The organism is Pedobacter sp. MR2016-19 (genome assembly GCF_014947265.1).
GTDB lineage: Bacteria > Bacteroidota > Bacteroidia > Sphingobacteriales > Sphingobacteriaceae > Pedobacter.
The window spans coordinates 299,002-316,422 of record NZ_JADCNK010000002.1 but is presented as its reverse complement, the minus strand read 5'-3'; the positions used below and the strand labels follow the sequence as shown (position 1 = coordinate 316,422).

15 protein-coding genes are annotated in these 17,421 nt (G+C 37.1%); 7 read left to right on the top strand and 8 right to left on the bottom strand.

The genetic code is table 11. From position 1 onward, the window contains the following. Nucleotides 1-3,174: a TonB-dependent receptor gene (locus IM793_RS03675; protein WP_227256129.1), complete on the bottom strand. Its 3,174-nt coding sequence runs from the start codon at nt 3,172-3,174 to the stop codon at nt 1-3. 710 nt (nt 3,175-3,884) lie between these two features. Between IM793_RS03675 and IM793_RS03670 the strand changes: the two genes are divergently transcribed. After that, the gene (locus IM793_RS03670; RefSeq protein ID WP_227256128.1) at nt 3,885-5,087 is read left to right on the top strand and encodes a GTP-binding protein; all 1,203 of its coding nucleotides are present in this window, start codon (nt 3,885-3,887) and stop codon (nt 5,085-5,087) included. Between the two features lie 888 nt (nt 5,088-5,975). Here the strand turns inward: IM793_RS03670 and tyrS are convergent. Continuing rightward, entirely contained in the window at nt 5,976-7,262 is a 1,287-nt protein-coding gene (gene tyrS / locus IM793_RS03665; RefSeq protein ID WP_193419789.1) for a tyrosine--tRNA ligase, read from the bottom strand. Between the two features lie 136 nt (nt 7,263-7,398). On the opposite strand from tyrS, the gene IM793_RS03660 reads away from it, so the two are divergent. From IM793_RS03660 to IM793_RS03640, 6 genes are all read left to right on the top strand, one after another. Continuing rightward, nucleotides 7,399-8,076 carry an ACP phosphodiesterase gene (locus tag IM793_RS03660; protein ID WP_193419788.1) on the top strand — a complete coding sequence of 226 codons (678 nt, stop codon included), beginning with the start codon at nt 7,399-7,401 and terminating at the stop codon, nt 8,074-8,076. A gap of 244 nt (nt 8,077-8,320) precedes the next feature. Beyond that, the gene (gene ligA / locus IM793_RS03655) at nt 8,321-10,333 is read left to right on the top strand and encodes an NAD-dependent DNA ligase LigA (protein ID WP_193419787.1); all 2,013 of its coding nucleotides are present in this window, start codon (nt 8,321-8,323) and stop codon (nt 10,331-10,333) included. A 93-nt stretch (nt 10,334-10,426) separates the two neighbouring features. Next, on the top strand, nt 10,427-10,543 hold the full coding sequence (locus IM793_RS25095; RefSeq protein WP_370629756.1) for a GxxExxY protein: 117 nt from the start codon (nt 10,427-10,429) through the stop codon (nt 10,541-10,543). After that, the gene (locus tag IM793_RS03650; RefSeq protein ID WP_255511861.1) at nt 10,540-10,809 is read left to right on the top strand and encodes a GxxExxY protein; all 270 of its coding nucleotides are present in this window, start codon (nt 10,540-10,542) and stop codon (nt 10,807-10,809) included. The genes IM793_RS25095 and IM793_RS03650 overlap by 4 nt, the downstream gene beginning before the upstream one ends. A gap of 65 nt (nt 10,810-10,874) precedes the next feature. Further along, nucleotides 10,875-11,762, top strand: coding sequence for a 4-hydroxy-tetrahydrodipicolinate synthase (gene dapA / locus IM793_RS03645; RefSeq protein WP_193419786.1), 888 nt, complete (start codon nt 10,875-10,877; stop codon nt 11,760-11,762). Between the two features lie 232 nt (nt 11,763-11,994). Next, complete coding sequence (locus IM793_RS03640; protein ID WP_131526948.1) at nt 11,995-12,270, top strand: hypothetical protein; 276 nt, start codon at nt 11,995-11,997, stop codon at nt 12,268-12,270. A 47-nt stretch (nt 12,271-12,317) separates the two neighbouring features. Here the strand turns inward: IM793_RS03640 and IM793_RS03635 are convergent, their stop codons facing one another. The 6 genes from IM793_RS03635 to IM793_RS03610 all read right to left on the bottom strand — a co-directional run bounded on the left by IM793_RS03635 (nt 12,318) and on the right by IM793_RS03610 (nt 17,201). Then, nucleotides 12,318-12,800 (bottom strand): GNAT family N-acetyltransferase, encoded by a 483-nt coding sequence (locus tag IM793_RS03635; RefSeq protein ID WP_193419785.1) that lies wholly within the window; start codon nt 12,798-12,800, stop codon nt 12,318-12,320. Between the two features lie 182 nt (nt 12,801-12,982). Beyond that, complete coding sequence (locus IM793_RS03630) at nt 12,983-13,954, bottom strand: helix-turn-helix domain-containing protein (protein ID WP_193419784.1); 972 nt, start codon at nt 13,952-13,954, stop codon at nt 12,983-12,985. Nucleotides 13,955-14,259: 305 nt separating this feature from the next. Then, nucleotides 14,260-14,436: a hypothetical protein gene (locus tag IM793_RS03625; RefSeq protein WP_055915195.1), complete on the bottom strand. Its 177-nt coding sequence runs from the start codon at nt 14,434-14,436 to the stop codon at nt 14,260-14,262. 256 nt (nt 14,437-14,692) lie between these two features. Continuing rightward, nucleotides 14,693-15,934, bottom strand: coding sequence for an aminotransferase class I/II-fold pyridoxal phosphate-dependent enzyme (locus tag IM793_RS03620; protein WP_086545008.1), 1,242 nt, complete (start codon nt 15,932-15,934; stop codon nt 14,693-14,695). Nucleotides 15,935-16,135: 201 nt separating this feature from the next. Beyond that, entirely contained in the window at nt 16,136-16,936 is an 801-nt protein-coding gene (locus IM793_RS03615) for a hypothetical protein (protein WP_193419783.1), read from the bottom strand. 13 nt (nt 16,937-16,949) lie between these two features. After that, the gene (locus tag IM793_RS03610) at nt 16,950-17,201 is read right to left on the bottom strand and encodes a hypothetical protein (RefSeq protein ID WP_193419782.1); all 252 of its coding nucleotides are present in this window, start codon (nt 17,199-17,201) and stop codon (nt 16,950-16,952) included. Nucleotides 17,202-17,421 lie beyond the last annotated feature (220 nt).

Here is a 17,421-nt window from a genome sequence, read left to right as displayed (position 1 = left end):
TTAGAAGATGAAATTAGCGCCCAGATTATACCGCTTTACAGTTGGATAAGCACCCTGTGAAGCCCATCCTTGTCCGCCAGCACTTTGATAGTTCGCTTCACGGTCATCCGGCATCTTAGTCCACACGTATAAATTGTTTCCGTTTAAGAATATACGCATGCTTGAGATTCCTGCTTTTTTAACCCAGTCCTGTCTAAATGTATAAGCTATCTCAGCATTTTTTAAACGCAGGTAAGATGCGTCATAAAAATACCTGTCTCCTGTGTAAAAACCCGCTGGCGTTGTTTCCCAACGTGGCATCGGACCATCAGGATTTGTATTGTCTTTTGACCAATAACTTCCTTCATCATAGGCAACTGTATTCTTTCCTGAAAATGTTCCAAATACAACCTGGCGGGTAACATTATTTACACCATAAAATTGAGCAAAGGCACTGAAACCTTTCCATTCAAAACCTATAGTCGCATTGTAGGTGTTTTCAGGAGCGCCAGAATAACCATAAGGAATGTTATCATTCGCATCAATTACCCCATCAGCATTGTAATCTACCAGGTGATAGTTTCCCGGGATTTTCAATTGATCGTTGGCATTGTGCATGGTACTTCCATAAAGCTGATCCCAGGTATTGTAATAACCAGCGCTCACATAAGAATAAGCCTGTCCAATCTGTTTATCAAGAGGCTTAGCATATAACGGTAACAATCCGGCAACATCAGCATAGGTAACTTTGTTCCTGGCATGAGTATAATTAATGTTGCTCCATAATGTAAGGTTATTGTTGATTTTCTTATTAAAACGCAGATCGATTTCAAATCCTCTTGATTTCACTTTCCCTACGTTAAACGTAGGTGGTGTGGCACCATAGTAACTTGGAACAGCACGATTGCTGGTAAGAATATCACTCCTGTTGTCCTGGAAGAAATCTACACTTCCAGAGATCATGTTTCCAAAAAATCCAAAATCAAGTGCAATATTCTTCTTTACAACTTTTTCCCAACGTACATTTGGATTACCTACCGAAGTTTCCCTATACCAGTTGTAAGGACTATTCTCTGCAGCTTCGCCGGTAATGCCTAGCGGTGTAGTGCCGCCAAATGCCCAGTTCGTTAGGAAGGCAAATCTTGGAGAACCGCCATCATCGCCAATTGCACCATACGATCCGCGTAATTTCAATGAATTGATGAATTTGATCGGTTTCATAAATTTTTCTTCAGAAATCATCCATCCAAGTCCTCCGGAAGAAAAGAAATCAAAACGATAGGCAGGTGCAAATCGCTCGGAACCATTATAAGCTCCGTTATATTCTACACTATACTTACCTGCATAATTATAAGTGGTACGGAAAACCCAGTCTTCACGGTAAGAAGGAATAATACTTCCGGTGGCGGTATTATCTCTGCTCCAAAGCCCCATAGCCGTTACATTATGATTTTGAGCGATGGTTCGGGCATAATTGATTTGCATTTGAGAAAACATCCGGCGGTAAGTTGCGGCATCGTTAACATCACCCGCACGGCTTGCCCACCTTACACTTTCTCTCCATTCCAGCTCTGTTGCCGCATCCTTAGTTTGTGAATAACTTACCACTCCTGTTTCAGGATCAATGTATTTACTCAGTGTTCCGTTATTACGGTCATCAATTCCGCGGCCAGCTTCGATAAAAGTATTATCAATAGATAGTGTTCCTTTCAGGCTCAATCCTTTAACAAGAGAATTTAAGCTTTGATCTAAGGTAAAATCTGTGGTAATACGGGAAGTTGTGGTCGTTTGCATACCACTGGTAGATAAAATTCGCACAGAGTTTAAACTTTGTTGTTCATTGGGTTTGTAGTATCCCCATGTACCATCAGAATAAACCGGAAGATAGAGATTTGGCGCTGCAGAATAAGCAGCAGTCCAGGTGTTATAAGGGTTAACATCAATCCATGGGCGCTCAGACGTACCCCGTGAACCGGAGATATTTGTTCTGAATACCGTTGATGGTGTAATTTGAAAATCTAAGTTACTTCTTACATTCAGTCTTTTGAAACTGTAGCCACCGCTATAACCACGATCGTTACTAAACCTTTTAAACAAATCTCCTTCGTCAAGATAATCAACAGAAGAAAAATACTTTACAAATGAAGTTCCACCGCTTATGTTAAGATTGGCATTATAAGACATTGCATTATCTCTGAACAAGGTATTTACCCAATCTACATTGGGGTAACGCTCGGCTTCTTCAAGATTGGCTGGGGAGCGGTATTTTTGCATCACAGCTTCGGGAAGATAGGAACTCCAGGCGCCCGGAGCGAGTGCCAGTTCATATTCGATTGTCCGGTTACGTGCCTGGAACATATCATACGAATCGAGCTTACCAGGAAGTTTAGATGCAGATTTAACTACTGTATTAGCAGCTGCCCTGATTTCTGCCTTTCCCTCGCGTCCCCTTTTGGTGGTGATTAAGATTACGCCGTTTGCTCCTTTTACCCCAAATACCGCAGTGGCTGAGGCATCTTTAAGTACAGATACTGTAGCTACGGAGCTGATATCTATATTATTTATCGATCGCTCAACTCCATCTACTAAAATAAGCGGACTGGCATTGTTCCAGGTGCTACGCCCCCGAATGAGAATCTGAGGATCTTCATCTCCCGGCATTCCGGTGCTGGCGGTGGTAATCACACCTGGCAAATTTCCGGTTAATGCGGCACCTAAACTAGATACACCACCTGTTCTTTCCAACACTTCGCTGGTTGTTTGAGAAATTGCACCAACCACGCTTTGTTTCTTCTGAACGCCGTATCCCACAATCACAACATCACCCAATTGATCGGAGTTAGATTTCATTGTTACGTTTATTTTGTTTTTGCCGGCAACACTTACCTCCTGCGTCTTCATACCTATATACGCAACTATAAGTGTCTGCCTGTCGGCCGGTACCTCTATGGCAAATTCGCCATTCGTGCCGGTTTGCACCTTAGAATTAGTGCCTTTTACCGTGATAGTAACTCCTATTAGCAGCTGCTTTTGTTCATCAACTACCGTTCCGGTTATCTTTCGCCGTTGTTGGGCAGCAGCTGTATGAACGAACAGAGCGGAAGTAATCAGTATTAAATACATCACGAGTAATAACTGCTTTGCCCCCTTATATCCGGAGCGCGCACTATTACCCATATTGGTTATTTTTTCCATTATTTAAAATCATTAAAAAAGAAATAGAATTGGATAATTGTACGCCAGGCCTAATAAATCAGGGTCATCAAAACAGATTTTTCAACTGTTTCAGGTAGCGAAGAGCGGATTAATCCCTCTTTGTAGTAGTAGTAGTTTTTGGTCATAAATTTTGGTTTATTTGGTTAGCTCCTTACAATAAAAACCAATTTTAGTTTTCCTCATTTTGAACAATCTGTCTTTGGCGCCCACTGAGATTTAAGATCAGCATTAAGCACTCTTAGGTAAGTGTTGGTGTACTTACCTCAGCATCATGTTTGAAAAGAAAGATAATGGTTTTACCCTGTATTGAATATTCGAAGCTAAGACAACTACAATTTTAAGGATAGCACAATTGTTTAAATTAATACCCAGTTTGTTTAAGTAGCTTAAAAAGTGCTTTTATGTATAAAAAAACTATAAAAGTCATCACAACCATCCTAAAATTATTCGATCATTCATTGACCTGTCTGCATAATGAACCTGAATTTAGGGCAAGCCCTGGCATTCATATCTGCAAATGACCTAGCGTATTTATGAGTTAAAGTATTGAAGCTGAAAAGCCTGCCGGATGAAAGTTGTTGCTGTAAATTCCTTTTTTCGCAATGAGATAAATTTAATGCATAAACACAAAAGCAATTTAGTTGCATTTTTAATTATCAATTGTATATTTGCAACACAATTGCATTAAAATGATAAAGAAATTACCGGTAACCGTATTAAGCGGTTTTTTAGGCAGTGGCAAGACCACCCTGCTAAACGCCATATTAAAGAATAAGCAAGATTTAAAAGTGGCGGTTATTGTGAACGACATGAGTGAGGTAAACATCGATGCTGCTACAGTCAAAAATCAGCATAGTTTATCTAAAACTGATGAAAAACTGGTAGAGATGAGCAATGGTTGCATCTGTTGTACTTTGCGTGAAGACCTGATGATTGAGGTGGAAAAACTGGCGAAGGAAAACCGATTCGACTACCTGCTGATTGAAAGCACCGGAATATCTGAACCCATCCCTGTTGCACAAACATTTTCTTTTATAGATGAAGCCTCCGGTATTGATCTGAGCAGATTCAGCGAGTTAGATACCATGTTGACTGTTGTAGATGCTTACAATTTTTATAAAGATTTTGGCTCGGCAGATAAGCTTGCTGACCGTAATATGGTTGATAACCTGGCGGATAAACGGACTATTGTAAACCTACTTACCGACCAGATCGAATTTGCCAATGTTATTTTATTGAACAAAACTGACCTGGTAAGTGATACCGACCTTAAAGTACTTAAGGCGCTAATTGCAAAACTTAACCCTACAGCTAAAATTTATCAGACACTCTTCGGAGAAATAAATCCAGCCTTAATCTTAAATACAGGTTTATTCGATTTTGAATCGGCATCAGATGGTGCAGGATGGAAAAAGGAGCTGGAAGAAGTCCATCAACCCGAAACAGAAGAATATGGAATAAGTTCGACCGTATTCCGTTCCAAAAAACCTTTTCACCCTGAAAGATTATGGCATTTCATTAATAAAGAATTTCCACAGAACATTATCCGTTCCAAGGGTATCTTCTATTTGGCGGCCATGCCAGAACAAGCTATTAATTTCTCGCAAGCGGGTGGTTCTTTACGCATCGATTTGGCAGGTGTTTGGTGGGCAAGTATGCAACAGCATGAACGTGAACAATACCAGGACTATCAGGAAAACAGAGCTGAAATTGATGCAGATTGGGATAATGATTTTGGAGACCGTAAAAATGAGCTTGTGTTTATTGGCCAGGAAATGAACAATGATGAGTTAAAAAAATTGCTTGAATATTGCCTCTTAACTGACAGAGAAGTGAAGGATTATAAAGCAAAAAACAGCTTTAAAAACCCTTTTGAGCATATTTTATTTTAAAAACAAAACAATATTCGATGGAATGAACAATGGAAGTTTTTCTTTGGTATTCTTAGGTAAAATGGTATAAGTATTTTAATAATTTTGCGTATTTAAGTTACTAAAAATAGCATATCATTTAAGCCACTCGATGTTTTACGGATCGGTAGGCCATTAAAACTACTTTATTTACCGTACCGGATAGGATTATCTGCAAAATCACCCTAATACCGTCTGTTAACTTATACAGAAGCAAAACTATTTAAATCAACCATATTTAAGAATACATTAAGTAATATTTCGTCATAATACTGAGAATTAGTAGATAAAGTTAACAAAATGGTAGTTTTTCGATAATATTTTTAGATTTTATTTTGCTTAAATTTGTCTAACCAAACAACGCTTATCATGGAATCCTCAGGAAAATTAACTTCAGTTAAAATCCACGTGCATTGCCCGAAGTGTAAAAACTTCGAAACCTATAGAGTACCAAGAGGGTTTATCTTTAAAATACTTATGCCTTGGATTTCAGTTAAGAGATACAAATGTTATAAGTGTTTTAATAAGTTTTACGTATTTAAGTAATCTAAAATTATCATCCCATTTAAGTCGTTACAGCTAGCTTTTTTCTTTTAGGAATTTAAGCTTTGTCCTCCGCTGGTCTTTAACACTTCAAAACTTCCGCTCTATATTCTATGCCAATGGTAGCCGATATATGTATGATGAACATTATTCCAACTGTCCTCAAACCAGATCATATGAGCAGACTGCTTTATAATCTCATAGTCCGGTTCTCTTAACTGATACGCTTGAATAAGAGCGCTTGCGGGAGATCAACTTCCTGTTCAATTTTAAATTCGAGCCCAATGAACAGATCTTTTATGATCAGTTTCATTGGGCTTAATAATATTATTCAGCGATTAAAAGGAAGTAGTTTTTCTTTCCTTTTTGTACGACGATGAATTTGTCGTTTATTAAATGATCTGCGGTAAATATCTGAGCCATTTCAGCTACCTTTTCTTTGTTTACAGAAACTCCCCCTCCCTGAATGGTTTTCTTGGCTTCTCCTTTTGACGGAAATATAGCTGATTTTTCGGCAAGTAAGCTTGCTGCATCAATTCCAGCACCCAGTTCTTCAATTAAGATTTTATATTGTGGTATACCATCAAATATATCCAACACCTCTTTATCAGATAAGCCTTTTAAAAACTCCAATGAACCGTTACCGAACAAAAACTCAGATGTTTTAATAGCCGTTTCCAAGGCTTCTGCAGAATGGGTTTTTATAGTGATATCTTCAGCCAAAGCTTTTTGAAGGATACGCAAATGCGGTGCGGCATCATGATCCTTTTCTAAGGCTTCTATTTCTTCTTTATTTTTAAGCGTAAAAATGCGGATCCATTTTTTCACATCATCATCTGATGCATTTAACCAAAACTGGTAGAATTTATATGGAGAAGTTTTTTCCGGGTCTAGCCAAACTGCACCACTCTCGGTTTTACCGAATTTGGTTCCATCTGCCTTTTTAATCAGTTGTGTAGTAATGGCATAAGCTGTACCAGCGTCTTTTCTTCTGATCAGCTCGGTACCGGTAACAATATTGCCCCATTGATCAGATCCTCCCATTTGCACCAGACAGTTTTCGTTTTTCCATAAATGATAGAAATCGTAACCCTGAATCAACTGGTAGCAGAATTCGGTAAAAGATAGACCAGAATCGCCCTCTAAACGCCTTTTAACACTATCCTTGGCCATCATATAGTTTACAGTAATGTGTTTACCTACATCCCTGATGAAAGTGAAAAGATTCATATCTTTAAACCAATCGGCATTGTTAACCATTACTGCGCCATTTCCGCCTTCCTCAAATTTTAAGAATTTAGCCAATTGCTTTTTCATCCCTTTCAAGTTATGCTCAATCATTTCAGGTGTCTGAAGGTTACGTTCATCAGATTTCCCTGACGGATCTCCTACCATACCCGTAGCACCACCAACCAAAGCAAATGGTTTGTGACCGGCATTTTGAAAATGAATCAGTGTCATGATCTGTGTTAAGTGACCAACGTGTAACGAATCTGCAGTAGGGTCGAAACCGATATAACCGGAAGTCATACCCTCGTTTAACTTTTCTTCAGTATTCGGCATAATATCATGCAGCATGCCACGCCATCTTAACTCTTCAACAAAATTCGTCATTGTACAAACACTTTAATAATGTGCGTGCAAAGATAAAATTTTAGCTTAGTTTAAAGCAAATTAGTTGGTTTTGTAAATGAGTTATCATAATTGAACTTTGCCTTTACAACCATACAAGAAAACATTACCTTGCAAAATGAACTTTTTATCCCATTATTATTTCGACCGGACAAGTAATGATGCCAATGTGGTAATGGGAACTGTTTTGCCGGATCTGATTAAAAATGCGGCTAAAGAAGCAAATTTATATCCCCAGAAGAATGAATTCCTGTTTAAAGGGAACCCTGACGAAGAAAGCCTGCTAATTGGCTGGAAAAGACATTTAGCTGTTGATCTGCTTTTTCATTCCTCTAATTTCTTCCTTGAGAAAACTACCGAACTTAAACAGCTCATTAAGCCCATTGTAGAAAATACTGCTGTGCGCCCTTCCTTTCTTGCCCATATTGGCTTAGAACTTTTATTAGATCATCTATTAGTGGAGCACAACCTGGTTCAGGTTAACCATTTTTACGATAAACTTGATGCCGTAAAAAAAGAATCGTTAAGCGATTTCCTGGAGCACTGCAAGCTTAAAAATCCTGAAATATTTTTCGATTTTTTAGCGAAATTCATCAGCAGTAAATACCTGTTGAGTTACCAAAAACTCGAAAACATAAGTTATGCCCTTAACAGGATCTGTATGCGTTTGTGGCCAGAAACATTGAGCGAAAAACAACTTCAGGCGCTCACTTTTCAGTTGAGCCTTTTCAAGGCAACTTTGAAAAAAAACTACCTGGATATTTTTAAGGAAATTGAAGAAAAAATAGACTTGTAAGAGAAATCGTCATCTCCTGAAACGCAGTGGAATGGAGCGATCTAAAAAAGTCGTCATTACGAGGAGGACGACGACACAATCTTACAACGATCGCTATGACCCACGGTAAGAGATTGCTTCGTCAGCCGAAAAGACCTTTACAGCAATGACGATTTCTCGCTAACATCTTAAAAAAGATTAAACAGAGCAGTTTTTTTGTCTTCCACACCATAAAACCCTTTCCTCCTTTTTCTATATTTGTCTTATGTCGCTAACTGCAATAAAAGAAGAAATGGATGCCCTGGTGGCCGAATTAAACCAGCACAATTATAACTATTACGTGCTTGCTATGCCTACCATTGGCGATTATGAATTTGATAAAAAATTAAAACATCTAGCCGGGCTCGAAAAAGCAAATCCTGACTTTGCCGATCCCAATTCGCCTACGCAGCGTGTTGGTGGCGATATCACCAAAAATTTTATTACGGTAAATCATAAATACCCGATGTTATCGCTGGGGAATACCTATAACGAACAGGATCTCCGGGATTTTGACGAACGCATCCGTAAAGCAATTGGTGATAATTTTCAATATGTATGTGAGTTAAAATTTGATGGCCTGTCTATCAGTCTTACTTACGAAAATGGCAAACTTTTACGTGCGGTTACCCGTGGTGATGGCACAAAAGGTGATGACGTAACCAATAATGTAAAAACTGTCCATACCATCCCTCACCAGATCAAATCGACCGTTGCCCCTGAACATTTCGAAATCCGTGGCGAGATTTTTATGCACAAAGCGGCATTTTTACGCTTAAATGCTGCCCGTGAAGAACTAGGTGAGATCCCTTATGCAAACCCCCGTAACTTTGCATCAGGCACTATAAAAATGCAAGACAGCAAGGAAGTAGCTAAACGGCCATTAGACGGTTTTATTTATTTCCTGTACACGGATAAAAATGAATTTAAAACCCATTGGGAAAGCTTAAATGCCGTAAAAGACTGGGGTTTTCATGTTTGCGAACATAACCGCCTGGTTTCTAATATCGATGCAGTTCTGGAATTTATTCACCATTGGGAAAACGAACGTTTTAAACTAAGTTACGATATTGATGGTATTGTAATTAAGGTAAATAGTTATGCGCAACAACAAGAATTGGGTTTCACATCCAAATCTCCACGCTGGGCCATTTCATACAAATATAAAGCGGCCGAAGTTGAAACTGTTTTAGAAAAGGTAACCTATCAGGTGGGCAGAACCGGAGCAGTTACGCCGGTTGCCAATTTAAAACCTGTTTTATTGGCCGGCACCACAGTTAAACGTGCTACACTACATAACGCAAACGAAATAGAGCGTTTAGATTTACATGAAGGCGATACCGTTTATGTAGAAAAAGGTGGTGAAATCATTCCAAAAATTATTAAGGTAAATTTAGATAAGCGCTTGCCTGATGCTAAAAGGGTTCATTATTTACACAACTGCCCCGAATGTGGAACAGAATTAATCAGGAGAGAAGGAGAAGCAGTGCACTACTGTCCTAATGATGAAGGTTGTCCACCGCAGATTGTTGGAAAAATCCAGCATTTTATTTCACGCAAGGCCATGAATATAGACGGACTTGGAGATGAAACCATCGAAACCTTTTACAAACGGGGATTAGTAAACCACATTAGTGATTTATATACCTTGTACCAGAAATCAGATGAACTTAAAAACCTCGATCGTTTCGGCGAACGTTCTATCGAAAACATGCTTGCAGGCATTGAAAAATCAAAAGAAATGCCTTTCGAAAAAGTGCTTTTTGGCTTAGGCATCCGTTATGTTGGCGAAACAGTAGCAAAGAAACTGGCCGCCGGAATTAAGAATATAGATAATTTGGCAAAGGCAACTGTAGAGGATTTAATTGCTATTGATGAAATTGGACAGCGAATAGCAGAGAGTATTGTTGAATATTTTGGAAAATCTGAGCACTTACAGCAGGTAGAATTATTAAAATTAGCAGGATTACAGTTTGAAATTGAAGAAAAAGTAATAACGCTGGACAGTGATAGACTTATTGGAAAAACATTCGTAATTTCGGGCGTTTTTGAAAACTTTAGCCGCGATGAGCTAAAAGATATGATTGAGGCCAACGGAGGAAAGATGCTGAGCAGCATTTCGGGCAAATTGAATTATCTGGTAGCGGGCGACAATATGGGGCCATCAAAACTGGAAAAAGCAAATAAGCTCAATGTCCCGATCATCAGCGATGCCGAGCTTTTAGAAATGATAAAGTAGGTAGGTTACCACAAAGACACTGAGAACACAAAGTGAATTGATTAAAAGCATCCCTATTGCTTAATAAATAAGAAATATTTAAAACATTAAGGGATGACTGAAAATGAAATTGCTAAATTAATTGTTAATGCTGCGTATCAAGTTCACGTTGAGCTTGGGCCAGGATTGTTAGAGTCAGCTTATGAGAGGCTTGTCTGGTTTATGAATTGATTAATGCAGGGCTGCAAGTTTCCAATCAAATAGATCTTCCTGTTCATTACAAGGATATAAAACTTAATTGTAATGACAGAATAGATATTTTGGTTGAAAGAAAAGTTATTATTGAAGTGAAAGCTGTAAATATTCTTAAAGATGTTCACTTAGCGCAAACAATAACATATTTAAAGCTCTCTAACTGTAAGCTAGGATTACTCATTAACTTTAACGAGTCAAAAATAAAAGATGGAATAAAAAGAGTTATAAATGGCCATTTATAACCAAAAGAACAAAACCTTGGTGTACTTTGTGGCTCCGTGGTAAAAACAAAAAAGTAAATTATAAAATGAACAAATTTCAGGGTACTGGTGTAGCCTTAGTTACGCCTTTCAACACAGATGGATCAGTTGATTATAACGGCTTAAAAAACCTGATTAATTACCTGGTAGATGGAGGGATAGATTACCTCGTTTCTTTAGGTACAACCGGCGAAACCGCTACAATGACCAAAGACGAGAAGAAGAAGGTGTGGGCCTATACTGCTGAAATTAACAATAACAGATTACCTTTAATTGCCGGCATAGGTGGCAATAACACGTTCTCTGTGGCTGAAGACATAAAATCTTTCGATACTGCAGGTTATAGTGCAATTTTATCTGTTAGTCCTTATTACAACAAACCTACCCAGGAAGGAATTTATCAACACTATAAATATTTAGCTGAAATTTCTCCTTTAGATTTGATTTTATACAACGTACCCGGTCGTACAGGAAGTAATATGAGTCCTGAGACTACCTGCAGGTTGGCTCATGATTTTAAAAACATTATTGCGACCAAAGAAGCATCAGGAAGTTTCGATCAGTTTAACCAGATTATGAGAGATAAACCTGAAGATTTTCTTTTAATCTCCGGGGATGATCCGGTTACTTTGCCGATGATCGCTTTGGGTGCCGCAGGCATTATTTCAGTAATCGGAAACGCTTTACCTAAGCAATTTTCTGATATGGTAAAACTTTGTTTAGCTGGCGATTATAAAGCGGCCTTGCCTGCTCATTTAGGCTTAGTAGAATTCACCCGACTGGCATTTGCAGAAGGTAATCCGGCAGGGATAAAAGCTGCATTAAAACATTTAGGTGTTTGTGGCGATACCGTAAGGTTGCCATTAGTTAAAGCATCTGCATCTTTAGAAAAATCAATAATTGCAGAAATAGAAAAGCTAAGTGAAGTAGCTTAAGCTGCTTATAATAATATTTCCCAACAATGTAAAACAGATTGTTTGATTTTGCAGAAAAAATGCAAATGAAGACAATCTGTTTTTTTTGTGTTTAATAAAAAAGCATAAAAACAAAATAACTGACAATCAATACCTTAAAACAAAGCTCAAAAACTATAATGTTACAAAAGTTTTAGAAATATTAAAGGCATCATTATTGAATTGGCTTCGATACACACAAACTAAACACACAATGAAAAAATTAATTTTAATTGGCCTGGCACTGGTTATGCTGAGCTGTAGGGCCTTTGTAGGCTTCGAACCTACTTTTACGATGGGCATGTCAGAATCTGATTTCAAAAAGAAAAACAAGCCGGAATTGGTCGCTGCGAATGAAGAAGATGGAACCAGAATTTATAGCACATATTACGCCAGCACGAATTACAAATTTTTCTTTTTTCGAAATGAAAAACTTGTGAGGTTTGAGAAAGGGATTTATGCAGATGATTATAAGTCATTCAGATACTAAAAACAATAAAAAGGCCTTTGAAATTATTTTCAAAGGCCTTTTGTTTATCATGCAATTAATTTATTTCTTCTTTCCAGTAACAGGTTATCCTGCCAAACACCTTTTGCTTTACCTATTTTTTCCCGGTACCCTACTACCCTGAATCCAGCTTTTTCATGAATTTTTAAGGAGGCCGAATTCTGAAGGAAGATTCCTGCCTGAAGCATCCATATTCCTGTTTTTTCACTTTCGGCAATTAGGGTGTTTAATAAAGAAGAGCCCAGACCCTGCCCCTTGTAACCCTGTTTAACGTAAACTTCAATCTCTCCAACACCACCAGCGTCATAATTGGCGATTACCGGCAAAAGAGCACACCATCCAACAATTTCCCGGCCCTGCAAGATCACAAATCTGCAGGTTTTAAGGTGTGATGAATCCCAGTCCTTCCATGAAATGTCTGGGGTTCTAAAACTTGCGGTACCCGTGTCGATTCCTTCCTGATAAATGGTACTTACCTCACTCCAATCTGTATCACGCATCTTTCTTATCATAGTTAATCAGTTTTGGCAAAATTCAGTAAAAGCTATATATAAAATTGCTAGTCAAACTAAATTAGCCAATCAGGCTTATTCTGGCGAAGATAACAGGATCAAGTTTGTCCAGTATTATAAATCAATACAATAAGCCAGCTAAAAATAACCTCAAGCGGCATATCGGTAACAAAAACGTTAAACTAAAGTCTTTTCCCCTCAGTGTTTTTCGAATAGTCGAGAGGACTCATTCCAACTAATTTTTTAAAAGAATTATAGAAGGCACTTCTGGATGAAAAACCAGCACTATAAGCCAAGGCCTCAAGTGTAAAATTTTGCATAATCTCCGGATTACGGATACTATCCTTTATCCAGTTTACCCGATACTGATTAATATAATCAATAAAACTTGTGTTGAAATAGCTGTTTAACACAATAGAAAGCTTGTGACTGCTTATGCCAATCTTTTGAGCGAGAGAACTGAGCCTGATATCCTTTTGCCTGAACAACTGATGGTCGTTAACATAACGTTCCAATTTGCGCCCGAATTCAACAAGGTCAGCATTGCCTTCTTTGGCTTTAGAAGAATTTTTCTGAATGGATAGTAATGTTGAAGTTTTAACATTCAACAATGAAGCTACCACATCCAGGGGCAGCCGGTCCAGATAGCCTGGATTCGTTTTTGCAAAATACAGGTATCTTTCCTTTGCATTTCCAACACGGATAATGTGTGCCCTTTGTTGTGCAGCTTTATAATATTTCCCTAAAACAACCCTAACGATATAATTAAGCTCGAAATGGTATGCAAAAAGACGGTTGAGTTCACTATTGTGGATGGCCAGCAGATCTGTATCTTCAACAGCGACTACATATTCCTGAGAATAATCAGATCCGTGAAGCCCGGAAATAGAACTTACAAAATCGTTTTCAATTGAAATATAGGTGGTTATTTTTTGTTTATTATGAGTGGTACACCCCATTAGCGCACCTTTAACTATAAAGTATATATATTCGCATACTTCGTTCTCATTGAAGAGTATCTGATCTTTTTTAATCCTGAGCTTTAAAAGATGTTTGTCAAATTCTTCTTTCAATTTAGGATCTACTGTATGTATGCTACGGAGCACATTCAATATATAACCTACATCCTTACTTTCTGCCTTATTGTATTGCAAATGTTTTGACACCTTATCCTGCTAATAATGTTTTCAATCATACCAAATGATCGCTCACTTAAGTAATTACTTACTTTGCCTTAACGTAAATCTTATGACGTGTTATAAGATCAAAATTTCCGCAAATGTTATCTCTGAAAGACGACCTGGAGCAAATAATAAGAAAGCTAAAAAACTTATTTTACAAAGGTTAATTTGTATTATAAATTTTACAGTAAGTGTGATATTTATTTACAATAAATTAACATTGGTTAAAAAAAAAGCCTCAGAAAATCCTGAGGCTCTTAAGTATAATATTTTTTCGCTTAAGCTTTATTTTTGGTTTCCTGAACTTCTAAACGGATAGCCTGGGCTAAGTTTTTCAAATCCTGCATACCTTTACGTATACGGGTGCCGGCTGCGCTGTTACCTTTGTTATAAAATTTGTCTGCATCAGCTTCTAAAGCTGTCACTAAACTTTTTACTTCTTCGAATTTTTTCATTTTTAATTACTCCTATGGTTCTTTAAGGTTTTTAGTTTTAATTATCTAATTTAAAGGGTTTAACGAAATAAAAAAACTTTTGGAATAATAAAAAACAGCCTTCTAAAACGTTTTTTTTCCACATGTTATAGCTTTATAAACATATTACGTAACAAGAACAGAATAAAAGACTGATATACAGGTATTTAGAAAACCAACCTATACAAAAAAAGCCCTTCAAACATGTTTAAAGGGCCCTGTATAATTTTGATTGATCTTAAACGGTAGCGAAAAGATTTTCTTTATAATACCCGTTCTCTAATTTTTCAGCAACTTCGCTAAAAGCGTCTAAAGTACGTTGTACATCTTCCAGCGTGTGAACTGCTGTAGGAATTAAACGAAGTTCGATCATTCCCTTTGGAATTACCGGATAAACTACAATTGAGCAGAAGATGCTATAATTCTCGCGTAAATCGTAAGTAATGGCAGTCGCATCAGAAAGTTCACCTTTCAGGAATACCGGAGTAACTACTGAATCGGTAACACCTAAATCGAATCCGCGTTCGCGCAATCCTTTTTGAAGGGTCATTGCAATTTCCCAAAGTTTATCTTTTAATTCAGGTTTGCTTTTAAGCAATTCTAAGCGCTTTAATAAACCAATTACCATTGGCATAGGTAATGCTTTAGCAAAAGTCTGAGAACGCATATTATACCTTAAGAAATTGGTAATTTGTTCTGTTGAAGCAACGAACGCACCAATACCTGCCATTGATTTGGCGAAAGTTCCAAAGTAAACGTCAATTCCTTCAATACAGTCCTGTGCTTCATGTGTACCGGCCCCGGTTTTACCCATGGTACCAAAACCATGTGCATCATCAACCAGGATGCGGAAATTGAAATCTTTTTTAAGATCAACGATTTCCTTTAATTTGCCCTGAGCACCACTCATTCCGAAAACACCTTCAGTAATTAAAAGAATCCCACCACCAGTTTCTTCAACAAGTTTGGTGGCGCGCTCCAATTGCTTACGGGCACTTTCAATATCATTATGTTTGTAAACAAAACGTTTACCCATATGCAAACGTAATCCATCCACAATACAGGCATGCGATTCTGCATCATATACCACCACATCGTTTCTGTCAACCAAAGTATCGATAATGGATACCATGCCCTGATAACCATAGTTTAATAGAAATGCATCGGGTTTACCTACAAATTCTGCAAGTTCCTGCTCCAGCTGTTCGTGATAGTTTGAGTTACCACTCATCATTCGGGCTCCCATAGGGTAAGCCATACCAAATTTTGCAGCTGCTTCTTCATCTGCTTTTCTAACTTCCGGGTGATTGGCTAAACCTAAGTAGTTGTTTAAACTCCAAACCAAATGCTCTTTTCCACGAAATTGCATATGAGGTGCAATTTCTCCCTCTAATTTTGGAAATGAGAAATACCCATGAGACCATTTCTGGTGTTGGCCAAGTGGTCCCATGTGCTTTGCTATCTTATCGAATATATCCAATGTACTATGTATTTTTTATAATGAAATTTTGCGAATTTAAGCTTTATTCGGCTTAAAATCAACAAAATTAACATTTACCTTTAACATAAAATTCAAATAAATTCTGTATAATGTACTGAAGATGAACAATAAATCTTAATATATCATTTATTTTTAGATGGAATGAATAATTGCAATAAGTACATCTAGCAAAATAATATTTTATTGTTGTTTATTTGCCCTCTTTACATATCCATCTATATAGTCAGAAATTCCGTTGTACATTGCTTCAAATATATTTTCTTCTGATATTTTCTCGTCTCTTTTATCAATTATTTTCTCACTGTAAGCACGAATAATATGTCCAGCAGAATCCCTTAAGCTGTCATTTTCACTATCAAAATCTACTATAATTACAGGTTTTTTGGTTGACATTTTGATTAAGTTATCATAAAGATTACTAAATGTATATGGCGTGAAAATCTTTAGTGCGTTGGTAGCTGATCCAAGGTAAGAAAACACCTTTATTGAAACAGATGCAGCTTTTAAGGTATTTCCCAATAGAGGGCCAGTTGTGCCGACTAAAAAGGAATTATCAAGGTATTTTTTTCCATATGACTTTCTGGTATTATAATAGCCCTTACCATCTTCAAAATGAGCCTTATTATAGGATTTAATATTGTAAATAAGGTTGTTAAAATTAGAAACTGCCAGGGGAAATAAATTTGATATAAAGTTTAAATTACTGAAATCCTGATGTTTATTGGCTAATTCGTGAATTTTTAATTTCCCAAAAACCTTATTAATTGCACGATCAGATCTTATTGTTTCTCCTTTCTTTATTCGCCCTTGTTCTCCTCTGGCTGTTACAGTATCTATAAAACTGCATTGATGTGCTTGTATTTTAAGTGTTGGTCCCTCTTCAACAAATTTTATCCAAAGCGCATTAAACTGTAAAGAAACTGTATTTTCGCCATCTCCAGACATTAATATATTGTGCGATTTAATATGCCAGGTTTTCATTTTTCTTATGGGTTTAATTATATATAATAACAAAAAGATACATCGTCAATAAACCGATTAAATAGTAAACAGCGAATTTTTTATTATTTTCTTTATAGCTTTTATAAATTTGTATACCAGTAATAAGGGCCGAACAAATAATCGCAGAGATTAAAGTTGGAGTTTTTGAGTCACAAAAACCATAAACAATTGGAGTAATAATGAATAATACTATTATTAAGGGATCTAAAAATCTATCAGAGGCATATTTTTTATTATTAATCATATCACGATAAAATATAGTGGTTCAAGGCCTTTAACTAAATCATCTGGCATAAGTTATGTTTAGCATGATAGTACATCAAATAGCTTTATGGCTAGACAACTAAAACTACATTGATTTACCTGGGTTTTAAGTATTGTTTCATCCTCAAAAACTTTATCCAAAATCCATTAAACTGTAAGAAACTGCATTTTTATCCATTTCCAGACATTAATATATTGTG

Bases quoted from the DNA above. Each gene is read 5' to 3' on its own strand.
- IM793_RS03675 (WP_227256129.1), bottom strand. From the start codon at position 3,174: ATGGAAAAAATAACCAATATGGGTAATAGTGCGCGCTCCGGATATAAG.
- IM793_RS03670 (WP_227256128.1), top strand. From the start codon at position 3,885: ATGATAAAGAAATTACCGGTAACCGTATTAAGCGGTTTTTTAGGCAGT.
- tyrS (WP_193419789.1), bottom strand. From the start codon at position 7,262: ATGACGAATTTTGTTGAAGAGTTAAGATGGCGTGGCATGCTGCATGAT.
- IM793_RS03660 (WP_193419788.1), top strand. From the start codon at position 7,399: ATGAACTTTTTATCCCATTATTATTTCGACCGGACAAGTAATGATGCC.
- ligA (WP_193419787.1), top strand. From the start codon at position 8,321: ATGTCGCTAACTGCAATAAAAGAAGAAATGGATGCCCTGGTGGCCGAA.
- IM793_RS25095 (WP_370629756.1), top strand. From the start codon at position 10,427: ATGACTGAAAATGAAATTGCTAAATTAATTGTTAATGCTGCGTATCAA.
- dapA (WP_193419786.1), top strand. From the start codon at position 10,875: ATGAACAAATTTCAGGGTACTGGTGTAGCCTTAGTTACGCCTTTCAAC.
- IM793_RS03640 (WP_131526948.1), top strand. From the start codon at position 11,995: ATGAAAAAATTAATTTTAATTGGCCTGGCACTGGTTATGCTGAGCTGT.
- IM793_RS03635 (WP_193419785.1), bottom strand. From the start codon at position 12,800: ATGATAAGAAAGATGCGTGATACAGATTGGAGTGAGGTAAGTACCATT.
- IM793_RS03625 (WP_055915195.1), bottom strand. From the start codon at position 14,436: ATGAAAAAATTCGAAGAAGTAAAAAGTTTAGTGACAGCTTTAGAAGCT.
- IM793_RS03615 (WP_193419783.1), bottom strand. From the start codon at position 16,936: ATGAAAACCTGGCATATTAAATCGCACAATATATTAATGTCTGGAGAT.
- IM793_RS03610 (WP_193419782.1), bottom strand. From the start codon at position 17,201: ATGATTAATAATAAAAAATATGCCTCTGATAGATTTTTAGATCCCTTA.